Origin of the sequence: Nocardia mikamii NBRC 108933, from assembly GCF_001613505.1 — a bacterium.
GTDB classification, from domain to species: Bacteria; Actinomycetota; Actinomycetes; order Mycobacteriales; family Mycobacteriaceae; genus Nocardia; species Nocardia mikamii.
The window spans coordinates 410,274-432,364 of record NZ_BDCM01000013.1; the positions used below are offsets into that span (position 1 = coordinate 410,274).

A 22,091-nucleotide genomic window follows, 5' to 3' on the forward strand; every position below is an offset into this window, starting at 1 on the left:
CACTGAATCACAGAATCGCCGCCGCATCCCGACATCGGGGAGCGGCGGCGATTGCCGTCTCCGCCCCGACCCGTGACGAACCCGGCCCTCGCGATACCCCGGTCGATGTACGCCGGCGCCGCTGCTCGACCTGGCAGCGGGCGGATCTGCGTCGAACCATGGACAGAGTCCCGCCCGCTCCCATAGGTTCGTATATAGGACACTCGGAAACGAATGTCGGACAGCGAGCAGGAGGTGTGATGCCGTACTACCGGGCCGTCGGCGCATTCCCGCGGCAGCGTCATACCGCCTTCAGTCTCGACGACGGCACGCCGACCTTCGAAGAGTTCATCGGGGAGGAGGGGTTCTCCGGGACCGGTTCGCTGCTCTATCACCGTCGCGTCCCGTCCGCATTGGTCGATGCCCGCGAGTGGGACCTCGGCGATCAATCCCTCACCGCGAACACCCCACTGCTGCCCCGGCATTTTCACCTGCCCGATCTGTTCCACAACGCCGTCGGCCGGGACGCGGTCCGGCACCGCCGCCCGGTGCTCGCCAACGCCGACGTCCGCATTTCCTACGTCGTGGCCGACGAGCCCTCTCCGCTCTACAGCAACGGCATCGGCGACGAGGTGATCTTCGTCGAGGCCGGCACGGCCACCCTGGAGAGCGTCTTCGGCCGGGTCGAGGTGCGGCAGGGCGACAACGTCGTCATACCGCGAGTCACCGTCCATCGATGGCTGCCGCACACCGACGCGGGCCCGTTGCGGCTGCTGTGCGTCGAGGCGGCCGGGCACGTCCAGCCGCCGGACAAACACCGCACGCGCTACGGCCAATTCCTCGAGGGTTCCCCGATCACCGAACGTGACCTGCGCGGACCGGCCGGACCGTTGCTCGCGCCCGGCGAGCTCATCGACGCCGACACCGAGGTCTACGTCAAACACCGCACCGCCTCCGGCCTGCACGGCACGGTGGTCGTCTACGACCACCACCCGTTCGACGTGGTCGGCTGGGACGGCCACCTCTATCCGTACGCGCTGAACTATCGCGACTTCTCCCCTGTCGTCGGCGCGGTACTGCAACCGCCGCCGACCTATCAGGTGCTGCAGGGGCCGGGTTTCGTGGTGTGCAATTTCGTCCCGCGCCCACTGGAATTCGCACCCGGGGCGATCAAGGTGCCGTACTACCACTCGAACGTCGACTCCGACGAGGTGATGTTCTACTTCGCCGGAGAGACCGCCGCGCGCAAGGGTTCCGGGATCCGGACCGGTTCGGTGAGCCTGCATCCCGCCGCGTACACCCACGGGCCCCGGCGCCGGGCCTATCTCGATTCCCCCGGTTTCACCGAACCGAACGAGATGGCGTTCATGATCGACACCTTCCGCCCGCTGGAGGTGGCCGAAGGCGGCACCGCGAGCGATGTGCCCGGCTATCCGTGGAGCTGGTCGGACAAACCGTATGCCGGTCGGCCACAACAGAAGGGAGGGCGCGGTGAGTGAGTCGTTCGAGCGGATCCCGGTGATCCTGCACGGCGAGGAGCAGCCCACTGTCCGCGAGACCTACGGATTCACCGGCGGTCACGGGATCGTGCTGGAGGGGCAATTGCTGCGCCCGCCGGGCGATCGGCGTTCGGGCGGAACGGTTTTCCTGTTCCAGCATCCGACCTCGACGCTGAATCTGCTGCCGATGCCGACCGCGCTCGCCGCCCGCGGACATCACGTGCTGTGCGGGGCGAGCCGCTACCCGAAGAACGATTCCGCACTGGTGATGGAGAAGGTGGTCCTCGACCTCGGCGCGTGGGTGCGCTGGGCGCGCGAGGTCGCGGGCTACGACCGCGTGGTCCTGGTCGGCTGGTCCGGCGGCGGATCGCTGTCGTTGCTGTACCAGGCCGAGGCATTCGATCCGAGCATCACGCACACCCCCGCCGGAGATCCGGTCGATGTTGTGGGAGCGGGACTTTCGCCGGCCGACGGGGTCGTGTTCATCGCGGCTCATCTGTCGCGGGCGGAGACGCTCACCGAATGGCTCGACCCCTCGGTGATCGACGAAACCGATCCGCACCGCCGCGACGCCACCTGGGACATCTATGCCGACGACGCGCCGCGGCGACCGCCCTACGATCCCGGATACGTCGCCGGATTCCGCGAAGCCCAGCGCGCCCGCAATCGCCGTATCTCGGACTGGGCGCTCACCCGGTTGGCCGAACTGCGCGCCGCGGGCGGACCCGAACAGGAGCAGCCCTTCCTGGTCCACCGCACGATGTGCGATGTGCGCTGGCTCGATCCGGCCGTCGACCCCAACGACCGCCGCCCGAACTGGTGCTATCTCGGCGATCCGCGCACCGCGAACGTCGGGCCGGTCGGCCTCGCGCGCTACACGACGCTGCGGTCGTGGCTGAGTCAGTGGAGTCTGGATCATTCGGTGGCGGGCGGAGCACGCAATGCCGCGCGGATCACGAAGGGCCCGGTGCTGCAGATCGAGAACTCCGCCGACGACGCGGTGCCCGCCACCCACAACCCGATCGTGCGCGACGCGCTCGCCACCCCGGACCGGACCTATCGCGTAATCCCCGGCGCCACACACTATTACGTCGGACAACCCGGCCATCTGCGCACGTGCCTCGCATACGTCGAGCAGTGGGCCGCCGAGCGTGAGCTGATCGAGGCGCCGCCCACGTAGGATTCCTGCCATGCCGGCTCCCGACACCTCGCAGACCCTGAGCCGGGGACTCGACGTGCTGAAGTTGCTCGCCAGCAGCCCCCATGCCCGCACCCCCGCCCAACTGGCGCAGGAGCTCGGGCTGTCCCGCACGATCATCTATCGCCTCGTCGGCACGCTGGTCGAACACGGACTGGTGCGGCGGGCCGAGGACGGCACCGTCAGTGTGTCCGCGGGCGCGCTCGTGCTGACGCAGCACGTCCTCGGCTCGGTGCGCGAGGCCACCCGCGAGACCCTCGAGGATCTGGCCCGCGAAGTGGAGGCCACGGCCCATTTCTGTGTCGCGGACGGGGACGACGTCCTCGCGGTCGCGGTCGTCGAGCCGCCGTTCACCACCTTCCATGTCGCCTATCGGGTCGGCGCCCGCACCGCGCGCGGACAGGGTGCCCTCGGCGAGGCGATCGAGGCGGCCCGGCGCGGCGAGCGCGGGATCTTCGAGAGCGAAGGCAAGCTCGTGCCCGGCGCGCACGGCGTCGTCGCATCGCTGCCGGGGCTGCCCGGCCCCCCAGCGGCCGTGGGGGTGGTCACCCTGGCCGGGCAGGAGACTGCGGCGATGGCCGATGCGGTGCGCCGGGCCGCCGAACGGTTGTACGACGCACTGGGCTGAACATTCCGGAGCACTTCCGAGCCGAGTATCAGACCACGAGTTGTCCGATAATCGGAAACTCCTTCACAACATACGATCACCGCGCTAGCCTGCTCACACTTCGTTCAGTCGTCAGGAGCAGCCGTGTCCGACTACACCTCCACCGCCCGCGCCGACGGCGCGCAGGCTCCGACCACGTTCCCGCCGCGGCGGCTGTGGATCGGCGGCCGCTGGCGCGACGCGAGCGGCGGCGCGACCTACCGCTCCGAGAATCCGGCCACCCTCGCGCACATCTGCGATATCGCCGACGCGGCCGCCGAGGATGTCGACGATGCGGTCCGCGCGGCGCAGGCGGCGTTCGACGGCAGCGGCTGGAAGGAGATGGGCGGCACCGAGCGGGGACGAATCCTGTTCCGCGCAGCGGATCTCATCGAGGCCGATACGCAGTACCTGTCGGCACTCGAAACCCTCGAGGTCGGAAAGCTGTACAAGGACGGCGTTTTCGGCGATATTCCGGCCACCCTCGCCACGTTCCGCTACTACGCGGGCTACGCCGACAAACTGCACGGCTCGACGATGCAATTACCCGATTACGCCGGGCGGCACCGGCTCAACTACACCCTGCGCGAGCCCCTGGGCGTGGTCGGCGCGATCACGCCGTGGAACAACCCGATCGTCGTCGCCGGCTGGAAGATCGCCCCGGCACTGGCCGCGGGCAACACCGTGGTGATCAAGCCGCCGGAGGATGCGGCGCTGTCGATCCTGCGGCTGGCCGAAATCCTCGCCGAGGCCGGGGTGCCGGACGGGGTGTTCAACGTGGTGCCCGGCCGTGGCGAGACCGCCGGCGCCGCGCTCGCCCGTCATCCCGGACTTGCCAAGCTGACCTTCACCGGCAGCCCCGAGGTCGGCGCCCTCATGAGCACCCACGCCGGCGGCCAGTTCCGCAAGGTCACCCTCGAATTGGGCGGCAAGAATCCGCAGATCGTCTTTCCCGACGCCGACCTGGACCGCGCGCTGCCGTTCATCGCGGTCGGCAACTTCCTGCATCAGGGCCAGGTGTGCGCGGCCGGGACCCGCGTCTACGTCCACGACAGCCTGGTCGAGGAGGTGACGCGGCGGCTGGCCGATCATGCCGAATCGCTGCCGCTGGGCGACCCGTTCGACCCCGACGTCGCCATGGGACCGGTGGTGAACCGGCAGCAGCACGAGCGCATCGGCGGCTACCTCGGACTGGGTGTCGCCGAGGGCGCCGAACTGGTGACCGGTGGCTCACTCGCCGACCGGCCCGGCTATTTCGTCGAGCCGACCGTCTTCCTCGGCCGTCACGACCAGCGCATCGCGCGCGAGGAGATCTTCGGCCCGGTCGCGACGATCATCCCCTTCTCCGACACCGCCGAGGTGCTGACCCTGGCCAACGACAGCCATTTCGGGCTCAACGCGATCATCTACACCGAGGACCTGCGCACCGCGCAGACCACCGCGCGCGATCTGCGGGTGGGCAATGTGTGGATCAACGCCTTCGGCATCCCCGACATGACCACGCCGTGGGGCGGGCGGGCCGGGAGCGGTGTCGGCCGCGAACTCGGCCCGGCCGGTATCGAAGCCTATACCGAGGAGAAGACCGTCCAGATGATGTTCTGAGCCCGCTGTCAGGCCCGTTTTTCGAGCGCGGCGAGCATCCCGGCATCCAGCTCGACCTCCCGCGCCGCCACGTTCTGCTCGAGATGGTCGATGCTGCGAGTCCCCGGGATCAGCAGGAGGTGCGGATCGCGGGCCAGCAACCACGCCAGACCCACCTGACTCGGCGTCGCCCCGGCGCGGCCGGCGATATCGCGCACCACAGCGTCCTCGGCCACCTTGGGCCGACCCGGAAACCCCGAGCCGAGCGGGAAGTACGGCACGAAAGCGATTCCCCGCGAACAACATTCGGCCAAGACGGGTTCCTCCTGGCGTTCCAGCAGGTTGTAGAGATTCTGCACGCACGCGATACCCGCGGGAGCGGCGTGACGGAGCTGCTCGACGGTGACATTGCTCAGCCCGATCGCCCCGATCTTGCCCTCGTCCCGCAGCGAGACCAGTTCGGCCAGCTGGTCGTCGAGCTTCACGATCTGATCACCGGTCGCCACAATGCCCGGCGCGGCGTCGGCCCGGCGCAGATTGACCACCGCCAGCTGCTCGGCATCCAGCGCCCGCAGGTCGGCTTCCACCGCGGCCCGTAATTGCTCCGGCTTCTGCGCGGCGACGAGCCCGCTGCCGGTGTGCACGGCGCCGACCTTGTCGACCAGCAGCAGATCGTCCGGATACGGATGCAGCGCCTCGCGCAGAAGCGCGTTCACCGAGCCGTTGCCGTAGAAACCGGCGGTATCGATATGGTTCACGCCGAGCTCCACCGCCCGCCGCAGCACCGCGACCGCGTCCGCGCCGGCTTCCAGCTGCATCGCGCCGTAGCCGATTCGGCCGACCGGGCGTCCCGCCAGTTCGCCGTCCCGCGGTTGCGTCATGACCGTCATCCGGGTCTCCCTTGTTACCCTGTGCATAAACGGAGGAGCCTCCGCTTAATTTCAGAGTAGTACAGAAACGGAGGGCCCTCCACTTTGTCCGGACAGCCGCGTGGACGCCGCGACGCCCAGCGCAATCGCCAACTACTCCTCGATGCCGCACTCACCGCGTTCACCGGCGAAGCAGGCACGGCGAGCCTGGAATCGATCGCGAAATCCGCCGGGGTGGGAATCGGAACGCTGTATCGGCACTTCCCGTCCCGGGAAGCGCTCATCGAAGCCGTCTACCGCAGCGAACTGGAACAGCTGTGCGATCAAGCGGCGCACCTGCTCGCCGACCACGCCCCGGAGGTCGCGTTACAGATCTGGCTCGGCCGCTACGCCGACTTCGTGGCCACCAAACGCGGCATGGCCGAGGCGCTGCGCGAGGTCACCGCCTCCGGGGCGGTGACCTCGGCGCAGACACGCGAAAGACTCAGTGCGGCAATACGTTCCGTCCTCGATGCGGGAATCTCGGCAGGCACTCTGCGAGACGACGTCCGGCCCGAGGACATCACGGCGGCGATGGCGGGCGCGACGCTGGCGGGTATCGACCGCGAGCAGATCGACCGTCTCCTCGACCTGTTGCTCGATGGTGTGCGACCCGGCGCGGGGAGGCCCAGCGACGCGGGCCGGCCGATTGTCATCGAGCGCGGATCAGTGCCGTCCCGGTCGCCCGGTCGTGCATACCGCGACGATCCCCGTCGGTGAACAACGCGGGCACCACGAAGGTCAGCAGAACCTGCCTCGCCACCGAGCGCACGAATCCGACCGGCGCCGACGCGTCGATCCGCACGGTGCGCATTCCCAGGAAGTACTGCCCGGGCGTGAACCCGAACAGCATGACCGTCACGACGCCGATCACGAACCAGATCAGATAGGTGACGGTGTTGAGCGAGCCGGCGCCGCGCACGATCAGCGCGGCGATACCCATGGCGATGAAGTAGTCCACGAACAGCGCGACAATGCGGCGCGACATGGGCGCCAGCGACCCGACACCCTCCTGCGGCAGGCCGAGCAGCTTGCCGGGATAGTCGTCGGACTGCGGCTCGCCGGGGTGGGCCGCATTCGGGCCGGACAGCCAGGAACCGGTAATTCGCGCCATGCTCCCAGCGTAGGCGTATCGGCGGTGAGGATTACGTCACACCCGGACCGCGCGCGTACCCGCGCGTAACACCGGCGACCGGACGCCGCCGTCGGCGCGCGGCGTCTCCCCCGCGGTTTCGCGGGCCCGCGGTGGCGGCAGCGCGATGCCCCGCCGGGACGATTCACCAAAGCGGTTGCGGGCGGGAAACTCTCGGGGGCGCGCGCACCGATCGGCGACGATGCGCGGTCCTCGAATCGAGCGCCGGATGCCGTGGTGGCAGGATAACCGTGCTGGTCCGGCACCGCATCAGGAACGAACCCTCGCGTGGTGTTGCCCGGGGAGGCCGCCGACCCGTCCAGCAGCACGTGTAACACTGGCGAAACACAGCCTTGATTGCGGGGAAACACCGCATCCATACCGTTCAGCGCTGAAACCCAGCAATCGGCACAGGCTGGGAACCGATCCGTAAGGAGTACTAAGTGGCGTTCAGCACGGCCGACGAGGTCATCAAGTACATCAAGGAGGAGGACGTCGAGTACGTCGACGTACGCTTCTCGGACCTTCCTGGCGTTCAGCAGCACTTCTCCATCCCGGCGAAGTCGTTCACTTCCGACCTGGCCGAAGAGGGCCTGGCGTTCGACGGCTCCTCGGTGCGCGGTTTCCAGTCGATCGACGAGTCGGACATGCTGCTGCTGCCCGACTTCTCCACCGCCCGGATCGACCCGTTCCGTGCCGCGAAGACGCTGAACCTGAACTTCTTCGTGCATGACCCGTTCACCCGTGAGGCCTACTCCCGCGACCCGCGCAACATCGCGCGCAAGGCGGAGGAGTACCTGCGTTCGACCGGTATCGCCGACACCGCGTTCTTCGGTGCCGAGGCCGAGTTCTACATCTTCGACGGCGTGCGCTACGGATCGGCCATGAACGGCTCGTTCTACGAGATCGAGTCCGTCTCGGGTTCGTGGAACACCGGCAAGGAGTTCAACCCCGACGGTTCCCGCAACCTGGGTTACAAGGTTCGCAACAAGGGTGGCTACTTCCCCGTCGCGCCTTACGACCACTACGTGGACCTGCGCGACAAGATCTCGACCAACCTGCAGAACGCGGGCTTCGAGCTCGAGCGTGGCCACCACGAGGTCGGCACCGCCGGCCAGGCCGAGATCAACTACAAGTTCGGCACCCTGCTGTCGGCTGCCGACGACCTGCAGCTGTTCAAGTACATCGTGAAGAACACCGCGTGGCAGGAAGGCAAGTCGGTCACCTTCATGCCGAAGCCGCTGTTCGGTGACAACGGCTCGGGTATGCACGTGCACCAGTCGCTGTGGAAGGACGGCAAGCCGCTGTTCCACGACGAGGCCGGCTACGGTGGCCTGTCCGACCTGGCCCGCCACTACATCGGCGGCATCCTGCACCACGCGCCGTCGCTGCTGGCGTTCACCAACCCGACCGTGAACTCCTACCACCGTCTGGTGCCGGGCTACGAGGCCCCGATCAACCTGGTGTACTCGCAGCGCAACCGCTCCGCCGCGGTCCGCATCCCGGTCACCGGCAACAACCCGAAGGCCAAGCGCATCGAGTTCCGCGCGCCGGACTCCTCGGGTAACCCGTACCTGGCCTTCGCCGCCATGATGATGGCCGGCCTGGACGGCATCAAGAAGAAGATCGAGCCCAAGGCCCCGGTCGACAAGGACCTCTACGAGCTCCCGCCGGAGGAGGCCAAGAACATCCCGCAGGCCCCCACCTCGCTGGCCTCGGTCATCGACCGCCTCGAGCAGGACCACGAGTACCTCACCGAGGGCAACGTCTTCACCGACGACCTCATCGAGACCTGGATCCAGCTCAAGCGTGACAACGAGATCGCGCCGGTGAACCTGCGTCCGCACCCCTACGAGTTCGAGCTGTACTACGACGTGTAAGTCGTTACGGCGCAATTGAATTCACGAAGCCCCAGCCGGAATCGGCTGGGGCTTCGGTGCGTTCCGGGGCTCGTCACAGATGCGGGTGGCTACCCAGGGACGCGCTGTAGACGGCCGGATGCGCTTGGGCGGCAGCGAGATTGCGGCGTTCCTCGGCGGTCAGGGTGTGGCGGGCCAGCGCCCGGCGGGCGTAGGTGCGCAAGGTCCCCCAAAGCGAGGGGTGGGCGTGGGTGTGGATCATGGCTGGATCCCTCCTCCCTGAACGTTCGATGTGGCGAGGATCCCATTCTTCCATCAGTTCACCGAGATTTCAGGTTGTGTTCACTTCCGGTTGCACCAGCAACTCGACGGAGAGCAGCCGGTTGCCAAGATCGAAAGAGGGTGAGATGATTCGCATGTAATCCTCTCATCATGTCGAGTGGTCAAAGGAGATCACGGATGACCGCCTCCGTCGCCCGCGCCGAGCGCACCGAACACGAACTCGGCCCCCGGAAGCCGATCGAGCCCGGAACCCGCATGTGGGACGAGGTAGGACTGATCACCTTCTCCCTCACCGCCGGGTCGGCATTTCTGCTGCAGACCATGGAACCGACGATTTCCGCGGTCGTCGACGAGCACTCCACCTTCCGCACCGATCCGATGGGCCGCGCGATGCGCAGTCTGGCCGCGGTGATGACCTGGACCTACGGCGGTGACGAGGCTGTCGCCGAGGCCGATCGCCTACGGCATATGCACGCCTCACTCAACACCGTCGACGCCCAGGGCAAACGCCATTCCGCGCTCGCCTCCGGTCCGTGGGCCTGGGTGCTGCACACCGGCACCTACGCCTTCAACGAAGGTTCGAAGTACTTCAGCCGCACCCCGCTCACGTACGCGGAGAAGGAGCAGTACTACCAGGAGGTGCTGCAGCTGCTGCGCATGTTCTCGGTGGCGCCCAAGGAGATTCCGCCGACCTACGCCGAGTTCGAGGTCTTCTTCGCCGACACCGTGGAGAACCATCTGGTCGCCACCGACACCGCGCGCGACTATCTGAAGACGATCCGCCACGTGGCCCCGCCCAAGTCGCTGCCCAGGCCGCTGACGCCGCTGTGGAAGCTGGCCGCCTCCCCGCTCGGCCGCATGCAGTACTTCTGCACCGTCGGCACCACCCCCGAACCGGCGCGCCGCAAACTCGGACTGACGTGGACCGCGCAGGACGAGCGCAACCTGCGCATCCTGGGCTGGGTGCTGGCCCGGCTCGTTCCGCTGCTGCCGGAACGGATCCGCTACTTCCCCATCGCCTACGAGGCGCGCAAACTCGAGCGCGACCGCGCCCGGCTGCGCAAGGTGCTCGATCTGCGCCCGATGTGATCGAGGCCGGGTGACCGGCCGGTTTCCCGACCCCGGTTCTCAGGGCTGGACGGGTGGCGGTGCAGACTCGATAGTCCTATGGTGCTCGAGAATTCATCGCCGCGCGCCCGGCGCGTGCTCACGCGTGTGCTGTGCGGGCTGGTCCTCCTGACCGCCGCGGCCGCGCCGGTCACCGCGGCCGCCGCACCGGCCCCGGCGTATCAGTGGCGCCAGGAGTTCCTGACCACACCCGACGGCATGCGGTTGCACGCGGATATCCTGCGGCCCGCGGGGATGGCCGACGACGTGCGCACCCCGGTCGTCATGACGGTGAGCCCCTACCGCAATCACCTGGCATTTCTCACCGAGATCTATCCGGAGGGCGGGCTGGGCAAATGGCGCGCCCGCCGGGTGACCACGACCGCGCCGGAGATCCTGCGCGATTCCGGTGTCACCGTGGACTTCCCGCAACGACGAGGAGATCGATGACGGCGACCGGTACGACCGCGACCACCGTCGACGACGCGACCGCGCAGCGGCTCGCGGCCGCCCTGCGCTGCGTCACCGTCTCGCGCGACGACGCCGATACCGACGAGGTCGAATTCGACCGGCTCGCAAGCCTTCTCGACAACGAATTCCCCCTGGTGCACAAACACCTGGAACTGGAGCGGTTCGGCCACAGCCGGCTGTATCGCTGGCCGGGAACCGAGCCCGGGACGGCGGCCGTTCTGCTCGCCCACCAGGATGTGGTTCCGGTCGACGACGAGCAACGCTGGACCCATCCCCCGTTCGCCGGTGTGGTCGACGACGAATTCATTTGGGGCCGTGGCGCGATCGACGACAAGAGCCGGGTGCTGGCGATCCTGGAGGCGGCCGAATCGCTGCTCGCCGAGGGCCGCCGTCCGCGCCGCGCCGTCTATTTCGCTTTCGGCCACGACGAGGAGATCTTCGGCCGCGCCGGCGCCACCCGGATGGCAGCCCGGTTGCGTGAGCTCGAGGTGCGCGCCGAGCTGCTGCTCGACGAGGGCGGGGTGATCACCCAGGGCGTCGCCGACGGCGCCACCGCACCCGTCGCCTCCATCATGCTCGGCGAAAAAGGCTGGGCCACCGTGCAATTGCGCACCACCGACACCGGCGGCCATTCCTCGATGCCCGGCCGCGAAACCGCCGTGGGCCGGATCGCGCGGGCGGTCGCGCGCATCCAGGACCATCCGATGCCGCTGCGCATGACACCGGTGATCGCCGACATGCTGGCCCGGATGCGGCCCGCCATGGCCGAACCTCGCCGTTCCGCCCTGCGGCTCGCACCGATCGCGGGCGGGGTGATCACCCGCATGATGGCGGCGCGACCGCAGACCGAGGCCCTGGTCCGCACCACCACCGCGCCGACCGTGATCCGCGGCGGGGTGAAGGCGAACGTACTGCCGCAGCGCGCCGAGGCGCTGGTGAATTTCCGTATCCTGCCCGGTGATTCGGTGGCCGGCGTGCTCGATCACTGCCGCCGCGTGGTCGCCGACCCGCGCGTCGCGATCGAGGTGTTCGGAACCGCCTCCGAACCCTCACGGATCACCGGCCCCGGACCGGCCTTCGACGTGATCGCCGACCTCACCCGTGCCGTGGTGCCGGAGGCGGTGGTCACCACGGGCATCGTGCCCGGCGCCACCGACTCCCGCCACTACGACGGGCTGGCCACCACCCGATGCAACTTCGCGCCGATCGTGGTCGACGCGGCGGATCTGGAGCGCATCCACGGCACCGACGAACGGCTCTCCCGGACCAACTACGCGCGGTTGATCGAATTCAACCGCCGCGTCCTCGCGCACTACACCAGCGCCGGCGGCTGATGCCGGGAATGTCGGTGTTCGCCGCTACGCTCAGCGGGTGCGAGCTACAGCAACGTTCACCGTCAAATCCTTCGTCGCCACGGACGTCCTTCCCGATCCGGACATCCCCACCGCGACGCCGGTCGGAATCGCCCGGCTGGAAAAGCATTTCGAGGGTGAAGCGGTCGGACGCTCGGCCACGTTGTTCACCGCCGCGTTCGACCAGCTGTCGGGCCGGGGCACCTATGTGGCGATGGAGTCGTTCGAAGGTTCGCTCAACGGTTTGGCCGGCACGTTCAACTTCGCCCACTCGGCGACCACCGCGGGTGCGGACCGCAGTGCGGAATTCTTCACCATCGTGCCCAGCAGCGGCACCGGTGAGCTGAGCGAGATCACCGGGACCGGCGGACTGGCGGTCGACGCGGACGGCACCCACAGGATCTGGTTCGACTACGACCTGGGCTGACCGCCGATCCCGGCGCGGCGGGCCGATGTGCGACACTGCGGCCCGCCGTGCGCGACAATGGCGGCGCAGCGACGGCGCAGACGGAGGCAGCGATGACGACAGGCGATACCGGCGAATTCGACGCCCGCGGCGGACAGGTCTTCTGGCGGGCCTGGCTGCCCGACCGGGCGCGGGCCGTCGTGGTGCTGGTGCACGGCGTCGCCGAACACTCCGGGCGCTATGACCATGTGGGAAAACGATTGGCCGACAGCGGTTTCGCGGTCTACGCCTTCGACCACATCGGGCACGGCCGCTCCGGCGGCGGGCGGTCGAATATCGAATCGATCGACGCGGCCGCCGACAATGTGAACACCATGCTCGATATCGCGAGCGCGAAGCATCCGGGCCTGCCCCGGTTCGTCCTCGCCCACAGCATGGGCAGTTTGATCACGCTGTACCTGGCGACGCGGGCGCCGCTGGACGTCGCGGGGATCGCCGTGTCGGCGCCGCCGGTGGTGATCGAGGCCGGTAACCCGGTGCAGCGGTTGCTCGCCCCGGCCCTGAGCCGCTGGGCGCCGAATCTGGGTGTGCTGCAACTGGATTCGACGCAGATCAGCCGCGACCCGGAGGTCGTGCGTGCCTATGATCAGGATCCGCTGGTCTACCGCGGCAAACTCCCGGCCCGCACGGCGACCGAAATTCTGCGCGGCGCGGACTTCGTGCTGGGCCACCTCGACGCACTGCGGGTGCCGACGCTGGTGCTGCACGGCGGCGCCGATGCGCTGGCCGCCCCGGTGGGCGCCGATCGGATCGAGGCCGGAGCCACCGCGACCGATCTCACGGTGCTGCGTTATCCGGGCCTCTACCACGAGATATTCAACGAACCCGAACGTGAGAAGGTACTCGGCGACCTGGTGCACTGGTTGGAGGAGCACACCGGCGCGCAGTAGCATCCGAGGATGAGCAATACCGACCAGGGACGCATCGCATTCATCCGGGCCAACTGGCACCAGTCCATCGTCACCCAGGCCCACGAGGGTTTCCTGGCCGAGTACGGCGATCTGGGGTATTCGGCGGATGCCGTCGAGGTGTTCGACGTGCCCGGCGCGTTCGAGATTCCGCTGCACGCGCAGCGATTGGCGCGCACCGGCCGCTACGCGGCGGTGGTGGCCGCGGCGCTGGTCGTCGACGGCGGCATCTACCGGCACGATTTCGTCGCCTCGGCCGTGGTCGACGGGCTCATGCGGGTGCAGCTCGAGACGGACGTCCCGGTGTTCTCCGTGGTGCTGACCCCGCATCACTTCCACGAGCACAGCGAGCACGTGGACTACTTCACCAAGCACTTCCACACCAAGGGCGCCGAGGCCGCCCGCGCGGTCGCGACCACGCTCAGCTCCCTGCGCACCCTCCCGACCGGCGCGGTCTGAGAGAACGGGCGACCGGCCGTCCGGTCGCCCGTCGGCGTCACTTGAAGTTGTTCAGACAGGCGGCCTCACCGTCGAGCACTCCGGTGCGGTAGGCGTCGAGTCGCTGATAGCCGCTGGGCACGACCTTGCCGTCGGTATCGCTGGCGGCCAGTCCGTCGGCGAGCAGGCCGGATACCGCGGCGTCCAGATCACCGGCGGTCAAGCGCGGATCGCTGGCCGGGTCGCTGAGCTTGGTGGTGATCACGCCGGACAGACATGCCGTCCGCAGACCGGCGGTCTCCGGCCCCGACAGCGACAGATGCCGCTCGTTCTCCACCGCGAGCGCATAGCGGGAAATGAACACCACATAGGCGTTGTAGTTGCCGTCCACCACCGCCGACAGCGGATCGTCGTCGCCGGGTTGCGCGCCGGCGCGTTTGGCCAGCTCCGGCACATCGGTTCCGATCCGGTTCATCCACGGGCAGTACGAAACCGGTTCCGCCGCCTGGTTTTTCAGGCACAGTTTCACGATGCCGGAGTAGTCGAAGGCCGGCGGGTTCTGCAGCGGGTAGATCCGCCCGAGCGCGGCGGCGACGGCATTGAGACCGTCGACGTCGACACCCATCTGGTTCTCCTCGTCACCCGGTTCGAAGGTCGTGGGAAGACCGCCGCGGCGCTCCTGAATCTCCTTCTTGGTGATGCCCTTACATCCGGCCGCACCGTCGGACCAGCCGATCTGGACCGCCGTCACGCGCTCGAACGCCGACCCGTGCACATTCTTCGGATTGTCCGGGTCGCGGTCGCGCACGGCGACCGCCGCACCCAGAACACCGTTGAGCCCGTCGGTCGTGTTCAGCGTGAAGTGCGCCGACCCGCCCTCGGCCACATGCCGCAGGAACACTCCCGCGAAGCAGTCGGCCTGCTGCTCGAGCACGATTCCGGGCGTGAAGAATCCGTTGAGCCGGGCCTGATCCTGCAGCGAGTGGCCGTACTCGTGCGCGAGCACCATCACCACCGCCATCTTCCCGTACTTGCCCGAGATCAGCGGCAGCAGTTTGCCGCGGTCCCAGCCGACGGTCTTGTCGATCTTGCAGTAGGCCGCGTTCACCACGTGATAGGTGCTGGAGCGGCAGAAGGTGACCGATTGTTCCTTGGGCGCGTTGGCATCCCAGGAAATGAAGTGGTCGACCGGCTTGAAGGTGCCCGGGAAGTTCTCGCCGTATTCGGCGCCCCAGTAGTCCTGCAGATCCGACAGCGTGTTGAGCGCCAACCGGTCCATCTCGCCACCGTCGCCGTTGTCGGCGTGCAGTGGCGCGTCGGGCACGCCCGGTCGCGGACCGCTCGGCCCCGAGGCATTGGGCGCGGCGCCGCTCAGCGCCCACGGATTCTCGTTCGTCGCGGCAACGTCATGTGCCACAGTCGTTTTCGCATCGGTGCCGCAGCCGGCCAATACCGCGCCGAGCGCCAGCAGCCCGGCCGTCGCGGCCAGCCGCAGCCGCCTGTCGTATGTCATATCGTGTCCTCCCCGAATACCACTGTCGACGCCCGGACCGACGACGATCCGGATTCCGCACAGCGGTCCCCCCGTCTCCCGAGCGCTCACATCGTAATCGGGCGCTCGCGCGAATGCGCAACGCATGTCTCGATATCGGCACGGATGACGCACGGTGACGACCACGACATGGCGCGCACACCGCTCGTTCAACTACTATTTACCTACGTAGATAGTAGATGCTCAACGGCGAGCAGAGAGGCCTCTACCATGCCCCGACACCCCCGCGCATCGTTCACCCTTCCCGCCCTGGCGGCGCTCACCGCCGCGGGTCTCGGCTTCACCGCGGCACCCGCCGAAGCCGAATCCAGGCGATCGGCCCCCCAACCCGCCACCGGCTGCCTGTGGGCGGGAACCATCCACCCCGCGGGCGCCACGGTCATCGCGGGTGGACGCGGCTACACCTGCGGCGCCGACGGCCGCGGTACTCCGATGTGGTCGGCCGGCGCGACGTCGGACCGGCCCGATAGCGTCGCCAACCCCGGCTCGGCCGGCGATCCCGCCGCCCAATTCAGCCTGGGCGCACGCCAACCCGGCACCGCCTACAACGACTACTGCGTCGGCAATCAACTGGTCGAGGGCACCGATGACGTCTATCAGGTGGTGCGCGGCCACGACGGCCGGTTGTTCTGGAAGGCCGCCGGACCCGTCAGCGCATGGCGCTTCGATCGCGGAACCGTTGCCCCGCAACCGACCTGGCGCGGAACCGGGCTGTGCTACGAGGGCAATATGGCGTGATCGCGGCTCAGCCCTGTTTGCGATGCGGAACGAATTCCAGGGTCAGCAGCGCGAGCGCGGTGAAGACGATCTCACGCCAGCGGATCAGGACGAAACGCTGATTCCCGAAGGAGTTGAACTTGCGAAGGAACCGATACAGCGATTCCAGCCGGATCAACGGGTCCAGCGTGCGGGCCAGCACATAGATGGCCTGTTGGGAGCGCGACCGTTCCTTGTCGGCGAAGAGTTCGGGGAACGCCGCGAACGCCAGCGAGATGCGGTGCACGTCGTTGTCGCGGCCGTAGTCGACGAGGTCGACGATCATCCGCTCGTCCAAGCCGTTCGGGGCGTCCTTGCGCCGCCACGGCACATCGAGGCTGAGTTCGCTGCCGTGATTGGAGGACCCATAACGCTGGAATCCGGCGACCCGGCCCTCACCGTCGCGGGCGATCACCACGAGCATGCCCGGATTCCGGCCGTCGAGCAGATGGTCCAGGATCATCGAGAAGCCGCGGGTCTGGTGGCCGGTTCCCCACTCGTCGACGATGTCGAGCAGCGTCTCGCGCAACTCCCGGTCGAGGTCCCGTTCGGGGATCACCTCGGTTTTGACGCCGAAGTTGCGGGTGCGGCTGACCGCCTGGCGCAGGTTGCGGAATTTGCGGCCGACCATATCGAACGAGTCGACTTCCACCACCACGTCGCGGCCGATCGGAATGGCGTGCAGGCCATGATGATCGTCCGCGCGGGTGCGCCACAGTTCGGTGACCGCGGGGCTGGCGCCCAGCACCGCGATCCGCCAGCCGTGAGCGGAGGCGAATTCGGAGAACTCGGTGATGAGCCGGCCGAATTCGGCGCAGTTGCCGACCGGGTCCCCCGCGACGACCGCGATGCCGAAGCGCGCACGATATCCGATCGCGGCGTTCGAATCCGCGTTGAAGAAATAGGATTTGGCCGAGTGCAGCGCGAACGGGGCCAGCGGATCCTCGACCGTGCGGTCGACGAGGGCGGCGATGCGATGCCGCTGGTCCGGCTGCGGGCGCGAACTCTGCGGCAGCATGAGGATCAGGCCCGTCGAGGCGAGGCAGACGAAGCCGACGGTGCCATGGTCGCTGCGGTAGGCGATGTTGGAGACCCCGAGCACGATCACCGCGACGGTGAAATGCGGCAGCGTGATCGGCCGCCGCAGATGCAGACCGCGCGCCACGAACAGGCCCGACAGCGACACCGCCACGAACCAGCCCCGGTTGACACCTTCGCGGGAGGCACGGTCGGCGGCGTAGAGCAGCACCAACCCGACCAGCAACAGCACCACGATCAGCGGAACCCGCACAGCGCGGGTCGGATTCAGGGTGGCGTGCCGATAGGTGCGGTAACCGGTGACGGCCGAATTGAGTTCAGCCATCATCGTCTCCGATCACACAGTGCATGGCGTGTGCCGTTGAGCAGGTGGGCGTAGCGCACGTCCACGAACATCCTCACCATGGCGGTCCTCCCGAATGGTCGCGTACCGATACAGTATGCGGAACGCTCGTTCCGGCTCTGCGAGGCCCCTCGCGCGGTGACGACGGCACAGCACACTCCGTATCAACCGATATCGCGCCCGGTCTGTTCCCCGCAACACGTTTTCGGCCCGCAACCGCCCGTAGCGCGAGAATTCACCGCCGGTCCCCGAAAACGCCGCTTATCGCCCCGTGAGCGATCACACGTCCCCGGGTCCAGGAGGCACCCCACCGCGAAGGACCTACGCCCCGCTCACCCGCCGAAGACGCGCTCGACGACCGTTTTCGCCCGCCTCGTGACCCGCATGTAGTGGTCGAGGAATTCGCTGCCGTCATCGGTCGGCCAGCCCGCGACCCGGGCCACGGCCGAGAGCAACGGTCCGGGCCCGGGCAGCTGATCGGCGGGTTTGCCGCGCACCAGGACCAGGGCGTTGCGGGCCTTGGTCGCGGTCAGCCAGGCATCGCGCAGCAGCTCGACGTCGAGGGCGTCGAGCAGCTTCTCGCGTTCGATCACAGCGAGACATTCGAGAGTGGAGGTGTTGTGCAGATCGGGCACCTCGTGCGCGTGCTGCAGTTGCAGCAGCTGCACGGTCCACTCGATATCGGCGAGACCACCGCGGCCGAGTTTGGTGTGCGTGGCCGGATTCGCGCCACGCGGCAGACGCTCGGAGTCGACCCGCGCCTTGATCCGCCGGATCTCGCGCACGGCGTCCTCGGAGACACCGCCCTTGGGATAGCGGACCGGATCGATCGAATGCAGGAACCGCAGACCCAGCTCCTCGTTGCCGGCGACCTGATGCGCGCGCAGCAGCGCCTGCACTTCCCACGGCTGCGCCCACTGCTGGTAGTAGGCGCGATACGCGGCCAGGGTGCGGACCAGCGCACCGTTGCGGCCCTCGGGCCGCAGTCCGGCGTCCACCTGCAACGGCGGATCGGTACTGGGCGCGCCGAGGAGCCGTTGCACCTGTTCGGCCACGCTGATCGCCCACTTCACCGCGACCGTCTCGTCCGCGCCGGGGCGCGGATCGCAGACGAACAGCACATCGGCGTCGGACCCGTAGCCCAGTTCCATCCCGCCGAGCCGGCCCATACCGATCACCGCGAAGTCCGCGGGCGCCGGCGCTTCGTGTTCGGCCTCCCAGGCCCGGATCACGGCCTGCAGCGACGCCTCGAGCACCGCGACCCACACCCACGACAGCGCCCGGCACACACGCGGCACCTCCAGCATGCCGAGCACGTCGGCGGAGGCGATGCGGGCCAGCTCGTGGCGGCGCAGCGAGCGGGCGGTGGCGACGGCCCGTCTGGGATCGTCGTAGCGGGCGGCGCCGGCCAGAATGCTGGAGCGCACATCCTCGGCCTTCGGGGTCAGCAGCAGCGGCCCGTCCGGTCCGTCGGCGAACATCCGGATGGTTTCGGGCGCGTTGATCAGCAGATCGGGCAGATAGGCCGAGGAGCCCAGCACGATCATCAGCCGCTGCGCGATCGCACCCTCGTCGCGGAGTTCGCGCAGAAACCAGATCTGGTCGTCGAGGCCCTCGGACACCCGCCGGTAGGCCAGCAACCCGGCATCGGGATTCGGTGTGTCCCCGAGCCATTCGAGCAGCGTCGGCAACAGCAGCGCCTGGATCCGGCCCTTGCGTCCCACCTCGCCGGTGAGTGCCTTGAGGTGGCCGAGGGCGTTCTCCGGGGCGGCGTAGCCGAGGGCCGCGAGCTGGCGGACCGCGGCCTGTGGACTCAGCCGCAACGCGGCGGCGTCGAGGCGAGCCACCGATTCCAGCAGCGGGCGGTAGAACAGCTTCGCGTGCAGCCGGCGCACCCGCACGGTGTTGCGCTTGATCTCGCTGCGCAGCACCCCGACCGCGTCCTGGCGTCCGTCGGGACGCATATGCGCGGCGCGGGCGAGCCAGCGCATCCCCTCCTCGTCGTCGGGTGCGGGCAAGGTATGGGTGCGCTTGAGCCGCTGCAGTTGCAGGCGGTGCTCGAGCAGGCGCAGGAATTCGTAGGAGGCGGTGAGGTTGGCGGCATCGTCGCGGCCCACGTAGCCGCGCGCGGCCAGCGCGGTCAGCGCCTCGACCGTGCCCGGCACGTGCAGCGATTCGTCGGCCTTACCGTGCACCAACTGCAGCAGCTGCACCGCGAATTCGACGTCGCGCAGACTGCCGTGGCCGAGCTTGAGTTCGCGCTCGCGCATGTCCTCGGGCACCAGGCTCTCGACCCGGCGCCGCATCGCCTGCACGTCGGAGACGAAATCCGGTCGTTCCGAGGCGCTCCACACCATCGGCATCAGCGCCTCGCCGTACTGCCTGCCGAGTTCCAGATCGCCGGTGGCGGGGCGGTTCTTCAGCAGCGCCTGGAATTCCCAGGTGCGCGCCCAGCGCTTGTAGTAGGTGATGTGCGAATCCAGGGTGCGCACCAGCGCCCCGGCCTTGCCTTCCGGGCGCAACGCGGCATCGACGTCGAAGAACGCGCTGCCGGCGATACCCATCATCTCCGCGGCCAGCCTGGTCGCGGTGGTGTCGGCGGGTTCGGCGACGAACACCACGTCCACGTCGGAGACGTAATTCAGTTCGCGCGCACCGCATTTGCCCATCGCGACCACCGCCAGCCGGACCGGAACCGGCTCGTCGGGGCAGATCCGCGCCACCGCCACCGAGAGCGCGGCGGTGAGTGCGGCGTCGGCGAGATCGGTGAGATGATTGCCGACCTGCTGATACGGCAGCACCGGTTCGTTCTCGACGGTGGCGGCCAGATCGTGGGCGGCCAGCACCATCAGCTGATCGCGATATCGCTTGCGCAGCAAGGCGATCGCGTCGGGTCCGGCGTGGGTGGCCCGGTAGAGCATCGGGGCGGCGTTCGGCCCCGTCTCGGGCGTGGCGCCGACCGCGTCGAGCAGATCGTCGAGGATCTCTCGCGTGCTCGGCAGTTCCCGCCGCAGCAGCTGCCAGCTCCCCGGATCCGCGACCAGATGATCGGCGAACGCGCTCGACGAGCCGATCAGCGCGAACAGTCTGCCACGCAACGACAGATCGGTGCGCACCGCTGAATCCAATGCGGCCCAATCGGACCCGAGCGCCTCGCGCAGGCGGATCAGGGTCAGCAACGCCAGATCGGCATCCGGCGACCGCGACAACGCCCACAGCAACGCAACACTGTCGACGTTGTCCCAGGCGAGCTCTCGTAACGACGCGGCTGCCGTCGGCTCCAGCAATCCCAGCCGACCGGCACCGGGCACTGCGGGACGTGCAGTCGGTGGCCGGACCATTCTCTCAAATTACCGTTACGGCCGAGCATGCGGAAGTTGCCTGTTCACAGGTGGTGGAGGGAGCCCTGAGCCGATGTCGACCACGGAACCGATTCCGCCGCGGGGAGGCCGTCGGAACGCGGCCTCTCACCGACGGGCCCCGGCGAGCTGTGGGCGTCCCGGGACTGATGAGCCCCGGCGGTCGCGCGGACCGAAAGCCCCGAGCCGCCCACCGCAGGGGCGGACACGGCATCGGCGTCCACGGTGAACGGGGTCGACCGCGCGACAGCACGCGGCCGACCCTTCGCTCAGAAGCTGTGTTCCGGTCCCGGGTAGGTCCCCTGCGCTACCTCGCGCGCGTATTCCGCCGCGGCGCTGCGCAATTCGTCGCCCACGCGGCCGAAGCGCTTGACGAACTTGGCCGTCTTGCCGCTGGTGTAGCCGGCCATGTCCTGCCAGACCAGGACCTGGGCGTCGCAGTCGCTGCCGGCGCCGATGCCGACGGTCGGGATGGTCAGCTTGTGGGTGACCTGACCGGCCAGCTCGGCGGGCACCATCTCCATCACCACGGCCACGGCTCCGGCCTCCTGCACCGCGATGGCGTCGGCGATCAGCTGTTCGGCGCCGTCACCGCGGCCCTGCACGCGGTAGCCGCCGAGGGTGTTGACGCTCTGCGGGGTGAAACCGATATGCGCCACCACCGGGATGCCGGAGGCGGTGAGCCGGGCGATGTGCTCGGAAACGCGTTCTCCGCCTTCGAGTTTCACCGCGTGCGCACCCCCCTCCTTCATGAAGCGGGTGGCGCTGGCCAGCGCCTGTTCCGGAGAGCCCTCGTAGCTGCCGAACGGCAGGTCGGCCACCACCAGGGCGTGCGGCGCGCCGCGGACCACGCCCCGTACCAGTGGCAGCAGTTCCTCGATCGTGATCGGCACGGTGGTGTCGTAGCCGTAGACCACATTGGCCGCCGAATCGCCGACCAGCAGCACGGGGATGCCGGCCTCTTCGAACAGCTTCGCGGTGGAGTAGTCGTAGGCGGTCAGCATCGCCCACTTCTCGCCCGCGGATTTCCATTGCTGCAGGTGCTGTACTCGCGTCTTCCGCCGGGAAGTTGTCGGTGCGGCGCCGTAGGCGGTGGTTTCGGAAGCAGGATTGTCCTGAGCAGCGGACATCATCGTCCCTTTCGTCTGTCCTCGAGGCCCGACCGGGTCCCCGGGTTGCTATGACCCGTCCAGTCTGCCACCGCGGCACGGCCGCTT

General features: G+C 68.4%; 19 protein-coding genes and 1 pseudogene. 13 read left to right on the forward strand and 7 right to left on the reverse strand.

All coding sequences use genetic code 11. The features are described 5' to 3' along the window. The first annotated feature begins 239 nt into the window (after positions 1-239). The 4 genes from NMI01S_RS20015 to NMI01S_RS20030 all read left to right on the forward strand — a co-directional run bounded on the left by NMI01S_RS20015 (position 240) and on the right by NMI01S_RS20030 (position 4,924). Entirely contained in the window at positions 240-1,478 is a 1,239-nt protein-coding gene (locus NMI01S_RS20015) for a homogentisate 1,2-dioxygenase (protein WP_062999325.1), read from the forward strand. Beyond that, positions 1,471-2,658, forward strand: a complete 1,188-nt coding sequence (locus NMI01S_RS20020) for an alpha/beta hydrolase family protein (RefSeq protein WP_245716938.1) — start codon at positions 1,471-1,473, stop codon at positions 2,656-2,658. The genes NMI01S_RS20015 and NMI01S_RS20020 overlap by 8 nt, the downstream gene beginning before the upstream one ends. 10 nt (positions 2,659-2,668) lie before the next feature. Continuing rightward, on the forward strand, positions 2,669-3,304 hold the full coding sequence (locus NMI01S_RS20025; protein WP_063920793.1) for an IclR family transcriptional regulator: 636 nt from the start codon (positions 2,669-2,671) through the stop codon (positions 3,302-3,304). 123 nt (positions 3,305-3,427) lie between these two features. Beyond that, on the forward strand, positions 3,428-4,924 hold the full coding sequence (locus NMI01S_RS20030; RefSeq protein WP_084513091.1) for an aldehyde dehydrogenase family protein: 1,497 nt from the start codon (positions 3,428-3,430) through the stop codon (positions 4,922-4,924). Positions 4,925-4,932: 8 nt separating this feature from the next. On the opposite strand, the gene NMI01S_RS20035 is transcribed toward NMI01S_RS20030, so the two are convergent. Next, positions 4,933-5,793, reverse strand: coding sequence for an aldo/keto reductase (locus tag NMI01S_RS20035; RefSeq protein ID WP_062999327.1), 861 nt, complete (start codon positions 5,791-5,793; stop codon positions 4,933-4,935). A gap of 84 nt (positions 5,794-5,877) precedes the next feature. Here NMI01S_RS20035 and NMI01S_RS20040 point away from each other — a divergent pair. After that, positions 5,878-6,420, forward strand: a pseudogene (locus tag NMI01S_RS20040) (TetR/AcrR family transcriptional regulator); the annotation flags it as partial. A 43-nt stretch (positions 6,421-6,463) separates the two neighbouring features. Here the strand turns inward: NMI01S_RS20040 and NMI01S_RS20045 are convergent. Beyond that, entirely contained in the window at positions 6,464-6,925 is a 462-nt protein-coding gene (locus NMI01S_RS20045) for an RDD family protein (RefSeq protein WP_062999329.1), read from the reverse strand. Positions 6,926-7,386: 461 nt separating this feature from the next. Here NMI01S_RS20045 and glnA point away from each other — a divergent pair, with 461 nt between their 5' ends. Further along, complete coding sequence (glnA, locus tag NMI01S_RS20050; RefSeq protein WP_062999331.1) at positions 7,387-8,823, forward strand: type I glutamate--ammonia ligase; 1,437 nt, start codon at positions 7,387-7,389, stop codon at positions 8,821-8,823. A gap of 73 nt (positions 8,824-8,896) precedes the next feature. On the opposite strand, the gene NMI01S_RS34965 is transcribed toward glnA, so the two are convergent. Further along, positions 8,897-9,064: a hypothetical protein gene (locus NMI01S_RS34965; RefSeq protein WP_157126271.1), complete on the reverse strand. Its 168-nt coding sequence runs from the start codon at positions 9,062-9,064 to the stop codon at positions 8,897-8,899. A gap of 197 nt (positions 9,065-9,261) precedes the next feature. Here NMI01S_RS34965 and NMI01S_RS20055 point away from each other — a divergent pair, with 197 nt between their 5' ends. The 6 genes from NMI01S_RS20055 to NMI01S_RS20080 all read left to right on the forward strand — a co-directional run bounded on the left by NMI01S_RS20055 (position 9,262) and on the right by NMI01S_RS20080 (position 13,847). Further along, a complete protein-coding gene (locus NMI01S_RS20055; RefSeq protein WP_062999333.1) occupies positions 9,262-10,173 on the forward strand; it encodes an oxygenase MpaB family protein in 912 nt (303 codons plus the stop codon). A gap of 78 nt (positions 10,174-10,251) precedes the next feature. Beyond that, on the forward strand, positions 10,252-10,641 hold the full coding sequence (locus tag NMI01S_RS20060; RefSeq protein WP_062999337.1) for a CocE/NonD family hydrolase: 390 nt from the start codon (positions 10,252-10,254) through the stop codon (positions 10,639-10,641). Continuing rightward, the gene (locus tag NMI01S_RS20065) at positions 10,638-11,996 is read left to right on the forward strand and encodes a M20/M25/M40 family metallo-hydrolase (RefSeq protein ID WP_062999339.1); all 1,359 of its coding nucleotides are present in this window, start codon (positions 10,638-10,640) and stop codon (positions 11,994-11,996) included. The genes NMI01S_RS20060 and NMI01S_RS20065 overlap by 4 nt, the downstream gene beginning before the upstream one ends. A 37-nt stretch (positions 11,997-12,033) precedes the next feature. After that, positions 12,034-12,441 (forward strand): DUF3224 domain-containing protein, encoded by a 408-nt coding sequence (locus NMI01S_RS20070; RefSeq protein ID WP_036500003.1) that lies wholly within the window; start codon positions 12,034-12,036, stop codon positions 12,439-12,441. Positions 12,442-12,533: 92 nt separating this feature from the next. Further along, a complete protein-coding gene (locus NMI01S_RS20075) occupies positions 12,534-13,370 on the forward strand; it encodes an alpha/beta hydrolase (RefSeq protein ID WP_062999894.1) in 837 nt (278 codons plus the stop codon). 9 nt (positions 13,371-13,379) lie between these two features. Continuing rightward, on the forward strand, positions 13,380-13,847 hold the full coding sequence (locus NMI01S_RS20080) for a 6,7-dimethyl-8-ribityllumazine synthase (RefSeq protein WP_036500001.1): 468 nt from the start codon (positions 13,380-13,382) through the stop codon (positions 13,845-13,847). A 37-nt stretch (positions 13,848-13,884) separates the two neighbouring features. On the opposite strand, the gene NMI01S_RS20085 is transcribed toward NMI01S_RS20080, so the two are convergent. Further along, positions 13,885-15,339, reverse strand: coding sequence for a neutral zinc metallopeptidase (locus tag NMI01S_RS20085; RefSeq protein WP_062999896.1), 1,455 nt, complete (start codon positions 15,337-15,339; stop codon positions 13,885-13,887). Positions 15,340-15,588: 249 nt separating this feature from the next. On the opposite strand from NMI01S_RS20085, the gene NMI01S_RS20090 reads away from it, so the two are divergent. Then, positions 15,589-16,116 carry a hypothetical protein gene (locus NMI01S_RS20090; protein WP_062999341.1) on the forward strand — a complete coding sequence of 176 codons (528 nt, stop codon included), beginning with the start codon at positions 15,589-15,591 and terminating at the stop codon, positions 16,114-16,116. A 7-nt stretch (positions 16,117-16,123) separates the two neighbouring features. On the opposite strand, the gene NMI01S_RS20095 is transcribed toward NMI01S_RS20090, so the two are convergent. The 3 genes from NMI01S_RS20095 to panB all read right to left on the reverse strand — a co-directional run bounded on the left by NMI01S_RS20095 (position 16,124) and on the right by panB (position 22,007). Further along, positions 16,124-17,500 (reverse strand): bifunctional lysylphosphatidylglycerol flippase/synthetase MprF, encoded by a 1,377-nt coding sequence (locus NMI01S_RS20095; protein WP_245716939.1) that lies wholly within the window; start codon positions 17,498-17,500, stop codon positions 16,124-16,126. Positions 17,501-17,847: 347 nt separating this feature from the next. Further along, positions 17,848-20,856 carry a bifunctional [glutamine synthetase] adenylyltransferase/[glutamine synthetase]-adenylyl-L-tyrosine phosphorylase gene (locus tag NMI01S_RS20100; RefSeq protein WP_062999343.1) on the reverse strand — a complete coding sequence of 1,003 codons (3,009 nt, stop codon included), beginning with the start codon at positions 20,854-20,856 and terminating at the stop codon, positions 17,848-17,850. Positions 20,857-21,143: 287 nt separating this feature from the next. Further along, complete coding sequence (gene panB / locus NMI01S_RS20105) at positions 21,144-22,007, reverse strand: 3-methyl-2-oxobutanoate hydroxymethyltransferase (RefSeq protein ID WP_104362915.1); 864 nt, start codon at positions 22,005-22,007, stop codon at positions 21,144-21,146. Positions 22,008-22,091 lie beyond the last annotated feature (84 nt).

Coding starts and splice junctions, on each gene's coding strand:
- NMI01S_RS20015 (WP_062999325.1), top strand. CDS start 240: ATGCCGTACTACCGGGCCGTCGGCGCATTCCCGCGGCAGCGTCATACC.
- NMI01S_RS20025 (WP_063920793.1), top strand. CDS start 2,669: ATGCCGGCTCCCGACACCTCGCAGACCCTGAGCCGGGGACTCGACGTG.
- NMI01S_RS20035 (WP_062999327.1), bottom strand. CDS start 5,793: ATGACGGTCATGACGCAACCGCGGGACGGCGAACTGGCGGGACGCCCG.
- NMI01S_RS20045 (WP_062999329.1), bottom strand. CDS start 6,925: ATGGCGCGAATTACCGGTTCCTGGCTGTCCGGCCCGAATGCGGCCCAC.
- NMI01S_RS34965 (WP_157126271.1), bottom strand. CDS start 9,064: ATGATCCACACCCACGCCCACCCCTCGCTTTGGGGGACCTTGCGCACC.
- NMI01S_RS20055 (WP_062999333.1), top strand. CDS start 9,262: ATGACCGCCTCCGTCGCCCGCGCCGAGCGCACCGAACACGAACTCGGC.
- NMI01S_RS20060 (WP_062999337.1), top strand. CDS start 10,252: ATGGTGCTCGAGAATTCATCGCCGCGCGCCCGGCGCGTGCTCACGCGT.
- NMI01S_RS20065 (WP_062999339.1), top strand. CDS start 10,638: ATGACGGCGACCGGTACGACCGCGACCACCGTCGACGACGCGACCGCG.
- NMI01S_RS20075 (WP_062999894.1), top strand. CDS start 12,534: ATGACGACAGGCGATACCGGCGAATTCGACGCCCGCGGCGGACAGGTC.
- NMI01S_RS20080 (WP_036500001.1), top strand. CDS start 13,380: ATGAGCAATACCGACCAGGGACGCATCGCATTCATCCGGGCCAACTGG.
- NMI01S_RS20085 (WP_062999896.1), bottom strand. CDS start 15,339: ATGACATACGACAGGCGGCTGCGGCTGGCCGCGACGGCCGGGCTGCTG.
- NMI01S_RS20090 (WP_062999341.1), top strand. CDS start 15,589: ATGCCCCGACACCCCCGCGCATCGTTCACCCTTCCCGCCCTGGCGGCG.
- NMI01S_RS20095 (WP_245716939.1), bottom strand. CDS start 17,500: ATGATGGCTGAACTCAATTCGGCCGTCACCGGTTACCGCACCTATCGG.
- NMI01S_RS20100 (WP_062999343.1), bottom strand. CDS start 20,856: ATGGTCCGGCCACCGACTGCACGTCCCGCAGTGCCCGGTGCCGGTCGG.
- panB (WP_104362915.1), bottom strand. CDS start 22,007: ATGATGTCCGCTGCTCAGGACAATCCTGCTTCCGAAACCACCGCCTAC.